Below are 12,851 nucleotides of genomic sequence, written 5' to 3' on the forward strand. Positions count from 1 at the left end.
ACTGCTGATTCCCCAGCCGCCAGCTACGGGGCGGTCCGGGCCGCGTCCAGGTGTTCCTCGGCGTCTGAGTAGACGACCGACCAGACCACCTCGTGTTCCGCCGGCGTTGAGAGGCCCAACTGCAGCGCCTGGTCCGCGGCCGCCAAAGTCGCGGCCAACGAAGCCAGGTATCTGCACTCGCCGGTTCGCCGGGTGTCGGGCACGAGGGTGGATCTAGCTGCCGTCAGCTCGAGGACCTGTTTCCGGACCGGACCTGCGGCACGGGCCACGATGACAGCCCCGAGAGCATAAAACGCGACGCAGCCGATCACGATGACCAGCCTCGAGGCGCCAGCCTCAGCCATCGCTACGAACACGCCCAGCACGCCCACGAGTCCCAGGATCGTCCAGCCGCGACAGAGTCGAACTCGGCGTCGTTGCTGCACCGATATTCCCGGCGGGTACACGACAAGCCGGTATCCGACGCTGCTGTACCGTCCGACCGCGACGGTGTAACTTCCCCACCGGCACCGCCCATCAACGACCGGGGAGAGCCACCGGTTGAGCAAGATTCCCGAACTGCTCGTTCGCGCACTATTCACCTCACCAGCGTCCTCCCGGCGCCTCACCGCTTGGAGGATCTATACGGAACGCATGCGCAGGATCCGGTGATTTATACGCTCTTCCTACGCGACGAGTTCGCGCCGAAGGGGTGTGATGGGTTTAGCTGACGTGAACGTGTGGTCGTCGTTTGGCGTTGGGCTCGGATTCGCGAAGCACCTCTCGGGTCACGGGGGCAATTTCTCCGAGGCCGGTGAAAAGGAACTTGAACATATTGGCGAGCGGATTGCCCTGAGTCCATTCGAAGTAGATCTCTGGGATCAGGCCGGTCTGATCGCGGATCTCCAGCAGCACAGCGGCGATCGTGTTCGGAACGTTGCCGCTGGTGACCTGGAGAACTCGATACCCGTGCTTGGCCACGCCGCGTACGATCAGGTCCTCTTCAAAATCAGAGGAGTCGGAGGGAAGCACTTCGAGGAAGATGATCGGCGAGCCGGGCGGGATATTGCCGAACCGGCGTTCGTCCCGGCTCTTGTTCCGGTACTCGACCTCGGTGTCTTCGTCGGGTTCGTGCGAGATGATTCGGATTACGTCGTAGTCTTCGGCGTCCCCCGTGACGAAGTCGAGTGCGGACGGGTCCAGAATGACGGATGTCGCCCGCAGTTCGAAGGAACGCCGCACCCGAGATACGAGCGAAATAACCATGATGCCCACGATGAACAGCCCGGCAATGCGCACGCCGTCAGGGCGTTCAACAATATTGACAATGGTCGTGTAGACCAGGATCACCGCGATGGCTGCGAACCCGAGAGTCGGCCAGCGCTGCTGCTTTCGGCGTGCGGAGAGCGTCACCGCAACGGACGCGGACGTCATTAATACCAGGACCCCCGTCGCATATGCTCCGCCCTGGGCGTCGACGCTGGCCTGGAAGGCGATGGTGATCACGAAGGCTATTGCAACGAAGACCAACACAAGTGGACGCACGGCACGGGCCCATTGCGGGGCCATGCCATACCGCGGCAGATACCTCGGCACGAGGTTGAGAAGCCCAGCCATCGCCGACGCGCCCGCGAACCAGAGAATGCAAATGGTGCTGATGTCATAGACGGACCCGAAGGCGTTCCCTAGGTATTCGTGGGCGAGGTACGCCAACGCGCGGCCATTGGCGGGCCCGCCGGGTTGGAAAGCCTCCTGCGGAATTAGCAGGGTCGTGACGATACTCGAGGTGATAAGGAATCCGCTCATGATCAGCGCGGCCGTGGTGAGCAGCCTTTTCGTGCCACGGATCCGCCCCGCAGGGTTGTCCACCGTGTCAGAGGCACCACCCTTCACCTGGGGCATCACGGCTACGCCTGTCTCGAAGCCAGACAATCCCAACGCCAGTTTCGGGAACACGAGAAGAGCGATACCCACCATGACAAGTGGATTTCCGTGTTGCATGGTCAATGCCGCCCACCAATCAGTGATCAGCGCCGCGTTCGAGGCGACGTGCCCGATCGATACCACGATCACGATCAGGTTGAGGAAGAGGTAGACCGCGACCAGCACCACAGCAATGCCGATGGCCTCCTTGAAGCCGCGGAGGAACACGATGCCCAGCAGTGTGACCAGAAACAGGGTGACGAGCACCTCTTGGCCGTGCAACCAGGATGGCGCGAACGGATTCTCGATAGCGTGCGCCGTGGCATCCGCTGCCGACAAGGTGATGGTGATCATGAAGTCGGTGGCGGCGAATCCGAGCAGCACCAGCACGAAGATTTTGCCTGACCACCACGGCAGCAGCTTTTCCAGCATCTGGATCGAGCCAGAACCGCGAAAACTCTCTTCAGCTACCCGGCGATACACGGGTAACGCCCCCAGCAATGTCAAGATCACCAACACGATCGTCGCAATAGGCGACAGCAGCCCTGCCGCGAGGGCCGCAATAGCCGGCTGATATCCCAGGGTGGAGAAATAGTCGACACCTGTCAGGCACATCACCCGCCACCAGGAGTGTGTTCTTTCGACTTTGGCAGCGTGGGGACCGACGCGGTTGCCTTGCCGGTCGCCGCTGTCCTGCAACAGCCATGACTTCAGATTCGTGGCAGACTCACGCGGTTTATTCACGAGCACACATTACGCCACGCTGGCCACGTGCAGGCTAAGGAATCAGGCGGCTTCGTCAGTCGACGCGACAGCACGATTCGAACCTGCGAATACCGGAACATGAAACCTGTCCCTTCGGCCGCTCGGGTACGCCGCGATTCCTTCCTCGCTAGCCGCGGCCGTACCCATCTGGTGTTTACGTGTCAGGCCCTGACGAAATATAAGCAACTGTGTCGTCCGGTCCGGACAGGCGACCGCGGCACGATCGAAATGACGCCCCGACCATCCCGTGGGCAGACGGGCGCGATCTCGGCGACCACCGTGAGGATGTGCTTGACCACCCGATCGGATGGTCGAACGGCATCGCGAAGGTCGGCGACGAGATCTCGAAGGCCGAGGATGATACCGCCACGATCAAGCGCAGTGCCGGTCATCAAACGCTTGCGAAGCGTATCGGCCCAAGCGAGGACACCGCGTTCGGCGAACTCGTCCGGCACGTCTTCACGCTCGGGCGCCGGGTCGGCGGGGTCGACCCGGAAGACGACAGGTACCGTCAGTGCGCGATCGGGGTTGTCGACCCATTCAGGGAGCGGGATGTCTTCCTGGTTGAGTCTCCATGCACCAGAGCCGCGATTGCCGCGTCCCACACTCGATCCCCGGTGCGTTCCGGCTCCGTCAGCCCCAGGATTCCTCGGACCAGTCCGTGTTCGGCAGTGAGGTTGTCATTCAACTGGAGGAGCGCCCGGAGTGCCCGGTCTGTGTCATCGGCGCGCAGATGTTGACGAATCGCCTCTGCCGAACTGGCAGCGTCGTCCCGTCGTGTGGGAGCGGCGTACAGTCGATGTCCGGTGCCAGCGAGCAGCCGATCAACTGTGCTGTAGGCGGCGTCTCTGCCCCGTTCATGATGAGAGACGCTGGCCTGATCGATGCCGGTCAACTCGGCAAGTCTCGCCTGAGTGATACGACGGCTCCGGCGGGCGGCCCTAACCAGGGTGGATGACGAGGCAATCCGCTGGATGCGCCGAACAACAAACACGGAACACGCACCCCTAGACGCTAACGACCACGGTCGAGAGTGACGCCAGCATCCGAAGTTGAATATGGTGCGTTTGTGGTCACGCAACTCCCGGAATAGCGGTTGTCGCGGTCGGGCCAAACCAAGGGGCTTCTTTACGCGGGCACAGCATTCCCTGATGAACGACACTTTGTCGGAAGACTCGAACCAAGAACCTCGCGTTCGTATTCGTCTCCGTTCAGGCTTCTCATAGGAGCAGAATCAATAATTTGCCACTGACCAGCATAAAGAATGAGAGGCAAGCCCAATTTATCCGTCGATCTAGCGGTTTTCGAATATCGGCCAACCCGAGAGCCGAAACGAAAAAACCCCCGAGTGATCGGGGGTTTTGTTACTGCTGGGGTACCTGGACTCGAACCAAGAACAAATGATAGCGATCTCGGCTGTGCCACTCCCCCGCAACTGGGGCGGAATCCCGCGGATTTCCGCGATTTTCATGGGTCTAGTGTACGTGCTGGCACGGACTAATACGGGCTCATTCTGGTCACAAAGCGAGGTATCTGGTTCGTTTTTGGTCACACCGTTGACGGGTTCCGGTACTGCCGGAAAGCTCACCCAGATCGGTATGGAGTTACCCCCGACGCGAATTATTGGCGTTGTGATGGCCACTGAAGTGAAGCTTTGCGCTCCTCCCCCAGCCTGCATCCGTCACCCATTCCCACTGGGGCGCCGACACTAAGGGTTATGTCAAAAAGTTTGTCGCGTGGCACAACAGCCGCTGTCGGACGGCTAGTTGGACTTGCGGCATCGTGGGGCTACCGACCGGGGTGGCGCCGTGCGTAGGTGATGGCGCGCCACGGTCAGTTACTCGGCGAGGGCTCCCACGTCCTGGTGGCCGAGTACTGCGAAGAACAGGGTCTTGAGCACGTCGATGTAAACGTCAGGTGTTGTATGCGTCTGGCGCGCGCATCCCGGGCCCCCCGACCTGCAGGCCGAGCGGCGTGGCGCGACCCAGAGGTTCTTCCCACGCCTCCTGGCGACCGAGAGCGGTGAGGTCGAGGTACGGGTATCCGTTATGAAATTCTTCGATGCCGCGCCCGAAGGTGGAGTAGGTGTGGAAGACAGCGTTGCCGACCTGAAGGAATGCACTAATGCCCGGCATTTCTTCGCCGCGCATACTCGGTTCCCACGGTCCCCCTGTCCAGGGCGTTCCGGAATCGGCAAGATCGGCCTCGGAGCGAAAATGCAAAAGTACCGGTTCGACCCGGTCGTCGAGGGTGGCGTGGAAATCGAAGTTGAAATCGCTGCCGTACGACGAATACCAAGGAAACGTCCAGCCCATCCGCTTCTTATACGCGACAATCTTCTCGTACGGGGCTCTGGACACCGCGACGAGACTGGTATTGCGTACATGCAATTGCCGTAGTCGACCGATTCCGTCAGCCGCAGACGAGCAGCTCGGACACGCTTCGTCCCAATCTGGACCGAACATGAAGTGGTGCATCACGAGCTGAGGACGCCCCTCAAAAAGGTCCGGAAGACCTACCTTCCCATCCGGCCCCTCGAGGCGGTATGACTTTTCGATCCGAATCATCGGCAGTCTGCGGCGGTTGGCATTGACTTGGTCACGAGCTCGGGTAAGTTCCTTCTCCTCGGCCAATAGTGTCTTGCGGGCCGCGAGCCACTCTTCGCGGGAAACCACTTCGGGAAGGTTCGCAGTCCATAGCATCCCAATTCACTCCAAACCTGCAATTACCCCAACGGCTGACCACAGCTATGATCCTCCTCAGGACGAAAAACGCTAGAGGGTAAGTCACAATGCTGGCGCTTTGTTTTGCATCGGTGCGCCAGCCGCCGCCGTCCGGGATACGACCCAGTTTCTTCACGTCGATGTGCACCAGCTCGCCAAGACCCGGACTAGGACCAGGACTAGGACTAGGACCAGGACTAGGACTAGGACTAGGACCAGGACTAGGACCAGGACCAGGACCAGGACCAGGACCAGACTGTGACTTTCGGCGATACGTGGCGGCGTTCAGTGATCGCTATTTGGCGCGTCTACCTGGTTGCCGGCGCTGGCTCAGAACGGTAGTCAGTGTCTTGTATCCCATGGGTTTCGACACGCTGAGGTTCCGAGACAGCTCACACATTAATCGGACCGCACGTTGCGAGCTGGGCTGCGCCCGGGTCTTGAAGTTTCCTGCAAGAGGCCTGTCACTCGGCACGGTCAGCGCAGATGGATTAGTCCAGCGTTGGTGGGCCGGAAACCGCAAGCGTCAAAGTAAAACCCCTTCAGGTGATCCTCGAAATCCACATGGAGCCACTCGCAGCCCGCGGCCCGTGACTTTTCTGTCGCTGTGGTGATGAGATGCTTTCCGATCCCTTGCCGGCGGGCGCGATCGGCTACCAAGGTGTCCTCGATGAAGGCGTGCACCTGACCGTCCCAAATCACATTCACAAAACCGACGAGACCCTGGTCATCGCGCGCTGTTACCCAGCCCAAGCTCAGGCGCTCGAGTATCCCAATCCAATCGTCGTTCACGTGCATATGGTCGAAGCCCTCTGCATGGAGTTGGTTCAGTTCGTCATTCTGAAACGACCCACGCCATTCGTAATCGATCGTCATGGGCAACATCATCGCAGAGACAGCCCGAATCAGTTCCTAGACCCGACTCTCTGGAATTCGCTTTGCGCGACCCGGGAGTAATCCTCTGGGTCTTACAACCCATGCGTTTTGATACACATCGGTTGTGAGACACCTTGAGCTGATGCGGTCTCCCGCTCCTTGTGTCTCCGCGCGCCGCGCAGCTGTGACTGTTGGCGTTCTTTGGCGGCGTGTTGTGATCGCTAAATGGCGTTCATCGATTGCCAGGGTGTCGTGAGCGGCGACTTGATCGGGCAAAGAACTCAGGGCGAGCTCCCGTCAATAGGAGGTTTGCCCTGGACCTACTGCAGACTCCCTCATGAGGTCTTCAACGCGGCAAGCGTTGAATTGACCGTTTGAATCACCTCGCCGCAGGACGATCACATCGACAAACAGACGTGCTTTGAGCGTTGCTACCCGACATCCGATCGATTCAAGCGTGAGGAACTGCGTGAGATTACCGAGCCGGAGCCAGGCCGCGTGTTCATCCGGTCCGTCTACGAGCTCGTAAGCGGTGGCACATTCAGCAACATCGAGGCGATCACGGTCCGCGACAATCAGATGCTCACCATCCAGGTCCACTTCGGCGGAACCACGACCTGGTCTTGGTAGCCGAACGCTTAGCGGGACCTTCCTACGGGGTCACAGCCGATCACTGGTTTCCGGTATGTGGCGGTACCTGTACTGCGCAATTTGCGGTGGCTCGGAGAACGCGTTGAACGTGTGCGCTCGCCCAGCCGGGCTCAAAAGCTCGGGTACGTAGGAGCCAACGGTGAAGTATGGGCCCCAAGAGGAGTTCCGCGGCCGCGTCCGGATCTTCGATGGCCCCCCGTTGCAGCCTGTCGGAAATGGCTTTGAGCTGAGGTGTCAAGAGCCGATCGCGATATTGGGCAGCAAGTACCTCATCGATTTGGATATCGGCGGTGACTGCTCGCAGTAGGGGCTCCAGTGTTGGATCGGTGAGCTCTTCGATGGTCGCAGCGACGAGCGATTCCAAGTCCGCCGCCAAATCGCCCGAGTGGGGCACGACAATCTTGCCGTCATCGCTGCTACTCCGATCGAGGAGCGCGTCGAACAGGATCGCCCCGGTCGACGGCCAAGTGCTGTACAGCGTTTGCTTACTTACTCCAGCTCGCGCCGCCACGCCCTCCATTGAGATGCTTCCGAGGCGCTCCTCCGTAGCGAGCGAGAGCACCGCGTCATAGACCAGAGTTCGAGTTCGCGGGCGCGCCATACTCAAACATTACTTCATAAAACTAGACGATACGTCCAGTTTCCAATACGATGCAGACATGACTTCACCCCAAACTTGGATGATTACCGGTGCGAATCGCGGGCTGGGTCGGGCCCTCACTCTCGCCGCACTCGAGGCCGATCACGCTGTGGTTGCAACCGTGCGAGGCGCGCACTCGCTCCCTGAACACAAGCGCTTAGAAATACAGCAGCTCGACGTTCGCGACCGGCTTGGTGCCTTCGCCGCTGTTGCGGGAGCCGTAGCCAGATTCGGGCGGCTTGACGTGCTTGTGAACAATGCCGGGTACGGACACATCGGCGCGGTTGAAGAGGCCACCGAGGAAGAAGCACGCACCGTCTTCGACACTGATCTTCTCGGCCCGCTGTGGCTTAGCCAGGCCGCGATACCGATCATGCGCGCCCAAGGAGTTGGGCACATCGTTCAGATCTCGACAGTCGGAGCCGTGGGGACCATGCCGACACTGGGACTTTACAACGCGGCGAAATGGGGCCTCGAAGGGTTCAGCGAGGCAATGGCTGCCGAGGTCGGTCGATTCGGTATCCGTGTGACCATCGCCGAACCCGGCGCGATCGACACTGACTGGGCCGGCGGGAGCATGCGATTCAGCTCGCCGGTTGCCGCCTACGACGACCTACGAACCGAATTGTTCGGTTCTGCAATCGTGCCTTGGCCGGCAGCGGAAGCCAGCGGAGGAACACCACCCGAAAAGGTAGCGGCCGAAATTCTTGCCCATGTCCGGGAGCTTAGCGACCCGCGGCTCCGTCTACTTATTGGCGACGACGCTCCGGGACAAGTTGAGGCGGCGCTGAAACTCCGTCACGAGGATTACGCGCGAGACCCCCGATTCCACAGCCGCTAGGTAAGGAGCTACGACCGTCCCGCAAGCCGGACCTCCTTCGGGCGTGCGCACGGAGACTGACGGTTTCGACACTGCCCGATTGCGACGGTACCCGTTCGACTGGCCCGACTTCAAGCCCGATGACGGGGCGTCAACCAAGTGATCGCGCTCCTGGGGGTGGGCGCCGCAGTGCTGGTTTTGTCCTTGGGCGCGGTCGGGGTCAGAGTGGTCGTCGCTGGCATCACAGCACTGGCATGAAGGCGGTCACCGTTGCCCTGACTCGGCGTCTGTCAAAGCGCGAGTTGTCGTGCACAATATCGAGCCAATCAACCTTCAAGGAGATCATCTGTGGAACCGCTCATTGTCCTCTTGGCCGTTACGTTCGGTCTGCTCCTGATTGGAGCTTTCGGAGTACGCGCGCTGCGTCGCATCCCGACAGCCCTCAGAGGGGGCCTGTCCGCAATGTTCACGCTCACCGGCGTCTCCCATTTCATTGGCATGCGAGAAGAAATGATCGCCATGGTTCCGGACGTGGTGCCGTCACCTGAGATCGCCGTAACGCTCACAGGGGTGGCAGAGTTGGCTGGTGCGATCGGGCTACTCATCCCGCGCCTTGCCTTACCCGCCGCGAGCGGGCTCGCTCTTCTGCTCATCGGCGTGTTCCCCGCGAATGTGGCATTGGCACTGTCCGACCAGCCGCTGCCCTGGTTCGACCAACTATTGTGGCGGGCACTTCTGCAGTTGATTTTCCTCGCTGCCACGACGACCGTGGTGATCGATCGGTACCGAGCCTGGCGCTCGTCCCGCAGGTCCTCCTGAGCTGTCTCAATGGTCTCCGCTGACCCCACAAGATCTGGCCCAATGTCATGGTGATGAATCGACCGGCGCGCTTTGGTGGCCGTCGACGTGGCTTGAAGTCGGACTCGACGGCCCTTGCTGACGCGTTCGCGGACGATCCGTGGGCGGGGTACGTTCTCGGAACCTCGGGCCGCAATCGACAGCGCGCACTGGCACGGCTGATGAGTGTTCCTGTTGCATACGCCGCGTTACATGGACGGCAGGGCAAATGCTGGGCAGCGTTTGAACTGCCCAGGTCAGAGATATTGAGATGACCAAGAGAGCTGCAGCAGGTAGCGCCCAGTGCCATAAGGGGCGAGAGCTATTGGGAACATCCTGCGTGTTCGACATGAGCCCATGCTGTGATCGCTTCCTTGCGAAGGTCGGCATGCTCGACTGTCCTGTATCCCTACCGGATGCGAGGCCGGGCCAGATGCAAGACAAATCACCCGCCGCTCGTTGCTTGAACAGCCGATCTCCCGCGTCTTGTATCCCATGGGTTTCGAGCCAATTAGGTTACGAGACACGTCACGTAGTGACGCTTACCCAGACGTTGGCCCGGGCAATGGTCAGCGGCAGCGGAAGCAGCCCTTCTAAGGAACGGAGGGATCCTTGCCGGTAGTCCGAATCAAGAGATTTCTAACCCGCTCGGACTCTCCGTTACCTCCCGTAGCGGGCAGCCCGAAGGGATCAGGTGGTAGCTGTCGTCGATGAAGGAGGCGGTGGAAAACCCGTACGACGGTTCCCTTGATCGAATGGAACAGTTCGCTCACGTTGCGCATCTGGTGCCCCCTCGTGTGACGCTCGGCTATAGGTGCAGTGTATGAGCAGAGAGGGTGTTACGGTCGGGGCAATACAGATTCTTTCGGGCTTTCGAGGTTCCGAGCTCGAGCGGCTTTCGCACCTCGCGCATCTCGAATCCCATGGGATATGGGGCGCTTCGGTTGCGAGACACCTCTTCCAAGACGTGGCTTAGCGGTACTTGCAGGAAACGTTTCTGGAATCGACCGAGGATGGAATGCCAACGACGCTCCGTAGAGAGTGATGATCGTGCTTCCAAGCCAGACCACCGTCGCGGGCCAATTCGCGTTCTGCACAGTTTGCGGCCCGATCGCGTCGTCAGGAGAGTCGTAGGTGCAATTCACACCGAGGGGCATGAACGTCCGTTCGCCCGTAACCTCTGTGTTCTCGTAGAACGGACCTCCCGATTCCGGAAGGTGTGTCGAGCGCGTGCACTGGACGGCCGGATGTTCTATACCGTCAAGGGTAATTCCGAACAAGAATGCGTTGATGGCAAGCAGGCCGAAAACCGCGAAGACGAGAACCCCCGCGAGGCGCCGAAAGCGTGAAGCCGTCATCCTGCAACCATATGGGGGGCGAACGCCGAAGAAGTTGCCGCCGTCCCAATACTCATGGGATATGAGTCATGTAGGTTGCGAGACACCTTGGCCTTTTCGCGGTTGCCGACTGGTCACCTCGCTCGGCTACGATGGCGCCACAAATGTGGGGAGTCAGTCGGAGTGAGCGGCAATAACGCGGGCGAGTCACGACCGGGAGCAGATACTGCGGTCACGAGAACCGAGGCAAGTGACCTTCTGAACCGAATCGATCTTGATTCGCATCTCGAATCTCAGCTCGACGCGAGACTGGGGTCTGTGGGAATGGCTCGGGAACTTCTTGAACAGCGCCGCGGCGGCGTAGATCGTTCCACGGAGGAGCAAGCTCGAGTCGGACAACTCGAGCGTCATGTTTACGGACCGAACCCGCCACCGGGCGCCGAAAGCGAGCTGAGCCTACTCCTCGCCACTTTCCGTGATCGTGGCTCCGCACTCGACCGCGCGGTCCTTACGCTCGCCGGCGGCTCCAAAATCCGAGACGCTACTCCTCTAGTCGCTCCGCCTCCAGCGCCCAGCGTGGTCGGCCACCGACGGAGATTCCCGCGGTTGCTTCCGGGCGTGCTCGTCGGTGTCAGCGTGATCGCGGTGTGTTCCGTGGCCGGCAACGTCATGCAGGCACTACAGCCACACTCATCCCTCGAAGTGTTCATCCATCCTGCAGCGCTGCCGTCACCGAACAACGCGATGCTGACACTCACAGGGGTCAACACATTCGAACGAGGACCTGTCCGCTATCTCGGCAAGGTTGGGAAGACAGAGTACTTCGCCAGCATGACCAGCGGCTTTGGCGAGACGACGGACTTTACCGACGACAGGATCTGCCTGATCGGAATCTACTCGACGGGCGAGGAAAGCAGTCGGTGGAGCTGCGTAACCCGCGCTGCATTCGACAAGGCCGGTGTGACACTGACACCAAATGAGGAGAGCGGAACAACGTCCACCGCTCAGGCGGCCCCTGTAACAGCCTGGGGCCCAACTGGCGGCCTACGTGAGGTCGTACCGGGTAATCTCAATTCCTGACTGAGAAACCTTCGAGGAGCTCCTTGCGCTGGTCTCATAACCTCACGGATGCGAGACGCACCCTTCGCCGCCATCAGGTCAATGCTCTTTGCCACGTCGACCTGGTTGTCGGAGAGAAGTCAGCGTTTTGAATCCCATGGGATATGAGGCTCTTGGGTTGTGAGACTCCACGGCCGAGATAGACCCGTGTCGTTCGCGGAGCGATTTGCAGCAGAATCGGCGTGGTGGGAGGACGCCTTGACTAGGTTGGTCCCATGCACTTCGCAGACCGTGAACCGATGGACATTCCTCCGCCGCCGACCGTCGACACCGCAGCCGAGATGTTTGGGGCGCCAGTGATCGGCTTTCTTGCCCAGCCCTCCCTTTCCGAACTTGGCGTAGGCACTGTCGGCTCCTCCACAAACGGAGGCCCAGCTACCCCGGAATCGGTGGCTATCAGCTACACCTTGTGGAAGAACCCCATGGATCATGACGATCACGCCAACCTTGCGGACCTTGGAGAGGAGCACTCCCTCGAGCAGGAGCCGAGCAAGCCGCTGCCGGAATGGATGCTGGAATTCCGAAAACTGGCGAGGTACCCATCCCTATGGGAGGCCGTGATGACGACGAGAATCTTCGACACTGAATGGCAAACCCCCGAGTCGGTTCTAGTCGCGCACACAAACCACATTTTGATGAACACCTTCCGCGAGCAACGGGTCGAGGGCGGGTTCCCCGGGAATCTAGATTCGCCCATGACCGAGCGTCACGTCGAGCGCGTGAGCGTTCCGCTAGACGGCGTCAACGCACCCGGCCTGCGCATCGACTCCGATCCACACGTCTACTCGGTAGGAGCAGATCTCGGCGACCGGATAGTGACTGCGGTGGTGGCGCGCGACTACCTCCCGTACATCACTCTCGCCTTCCAGACTCGAAGCGTGACACCACACCCCTAGGCGGCCTGGCCGCGCCGGGAATTTCGGTGCCACGCATTAAGCAGGCTCCTCCTGTCTCGAAATCCTGCCGACGCGAGACAAGTCGCATGCTGGTCGTCGCCTCGGCCGCGTCTCGGATCGCATGGGTTATGCGGCAGGTGGGTTGCGAGACATCACTCGGTCTATGCCGTCGGATGCGGAATTTGTCAAGGTGAATGAGGCCAGCGTGAGTTTAGGCGGCTAGTTTCGGTTCGGTCTCCGCGACTGCGGGTTCGGCGGGTTGGTTGATCCAGGCTGGCCCGGGCA

The 12,851-nt window shown here is 60.4% G+C and carries 12 protein-coding genes and 1 pseudogene; 5 read left to right on the top strand and 8 right to left on the bottom strand.

The window, feature by feature from the left end:
• Positions 1-23: 23 nt before the first annotated feature.
• From E3T61_RS22570 to E3T61_RS07415, 7 genes and pseudogenes are all read right to left on the bottom strand, one after another.
• Positions 24-608, bottom strand: a complete 585-nt coding sequence (locus tag E3T61_RS22570; RefSeq protein ID WP_338145517.1) for a DUF6611 family protein — start codon at positions 606-608, stop codon at positions 24-26.
• A gap of 94 nt (positions 609-702) precedes the next feature.
• The gene (locus E3T61_RS07395; RefSeq protein WP_241992445.1) at positions 703-2,517 is read right to left on the bottom strand and encodes an APC family permease; all 1,815 of its coding nucleotides are present in this window, start codon (positions 2,515-2,517) and stop codon (positions 703-705) included.
• A gap of 311 nt (positions 2,518-2,828) precedes the next feature.
• On the bottom strand, positions 2,829-3,272 hold the full coding sequence (locus E3T61_RS07405; protein ID WP_134640236.1) for a hypothetical protein: 444 nt from the start codon (positions 3,270-3,272) through the stop codon (positions 2,829-2,831).
• Positions 3,179-3,829: a helix-turn-helix domain-containing protein gene (locus E3T61_RS22650; RefSeq protein WP_420898472.1), complete on the bottom strand. Its 651-nt coding sequence runs from the start codon at positions 3,827-3,829 to the stop codon at positions 3,179-3,181. Before E3T61_RS22650 ends, E3T61_RS07405 begins: the two co-directional genes overlap by 94 nt.
• Positions 3,830-4,580: 751 nt before the next feature.
• Positions 4,581-5,342: a DUF899 domain-containing protein gene (locus tag E3T61_RS07410; RefSeq protein ID WP_206751526.1), complete on the bottom strand. Its 762-nt coding sequence runs from the start codon at positions 5,340-5,342 to the stop codon at positions 4,581-4,583.
• 118 nt (positions 5,343-5,460) lie between these two features.
• Positions 5,461-5,559: pseudogene (locus E3T61_RS22655) on the bottom strand (IS481 family transposase); the annotation flags it as partial.
• Between the two features lie 308 nt (positions 5,560-5,867).
• Positions 5,868-6,266 (bottom strand): GNAT family N-acetyltransferase, encoded by a 399-nt coding sequence (locus tag E3T61_RS07415; RefSeq protein ID WP_134640238.1) that lies wholly within the window; start codon positions 6,264-6,266, stop codon positions 5,868-5,870.
• 498 nt (positions 6,267-6,764) lie between these two features.
• Here E3T61_RS07415 and E3T61_RS22460 point away from each other — a divergent pair, with 498 nt between their 5' ends.
• Positions 6,765-6,896, top strand: coding sequence for a hypothetical protein (locus tag E3T61_RS22460; protein ID WP_255455659.1), 132 nt, complete (start codon positions 6,765-6,767; stop codon positions 6,894-6,896).
• A gap of 40 nt (positions 6,897-6,936) precedes the next feature.
• Here E3T61_RS22460 and E3T61_RS07420 read toward each other — a convergent pair whose 3' ends face one another.
• Positions 6,937-7,518: a TetR-like C-terminal domain-containing protein gene (locus E3T61_RS07420; RefSeq protein ID WP_134640239.1), complete on the bottom strand. Its 582-nt coding sequence runs from the start codon at positions 7,516-7,518 to the stop codon at positions 6,937-6,939.
• 58 nt (positions 7,519-7,576) lie between these two features.
• Between E3T61_RS07420 and E3T61_RS07425 the strand changes: the two genes are divergently transcribed.
• The 4 genes from E3T61_RS07425 to E3T61_RS07440 all read left to right on the top strand — a co-directional run bounded on the left by E3T61_RS07425 (position 7,577) and on the right by E3T61_RS07440 (position 12,566).
• Complete coding sequence (locus E3T61_RS07425) at positions 7,577-8,398, top strand: SDR family NAD(P)-dependent oxidoreductase (RefSeq protein WP_241992439.1); 822 nt, start codon at positions 7,577-7,579, stop codon at positions 8,396-8,398.
• 327 nt (positions 8,399-8,725) lie between these two features.
• The gene (locus E3T61_RS07430; RefSeq protein WP_134640240.1) at positions 8,726-9,196 is read left to right on the top strand and encodes a DoxX family protein; all 471 of its coding nucleotides are present in this window, start codon (positions 8,726-8,728) and stop codon (positions 9,194-9,196) included.
• Positions 9,197-11,169: 1,973 nt separating this feature from the next.
• Entirely contained in the window at positions 11,170-11,631 is a 462-nt protein-coding gene (locus E3T61_RS07435; RefSeq protein WP_134640241.1) for a hypothetical protein, read from the top strand.
• Positions 11,632-11,885: 254 nt separating this feature from the next.
• Positions 11,886-12,566, top strand: a complete 681-nt coding sequence (locus tag E3T61_RS07440; RefSeq protein WP_134640242.1) for a hypothetical protein — start codon at positions 11,886-11,888, stop codon at positions 12,564-12,566.
• Positions 12,567-12,851: the final 285 nt, after the last annotated feature.

Source organism: Cryobacterium lactosi (genome assembly GCF_004403945.1).
GTDB classification, from domain to species: domain Bacteria; phylum Actinomycetota; class Actinomycetes; order Actinomycetales; family Microbacteriaceae; genus Cryobacterium; species Cryobacterium lactosi.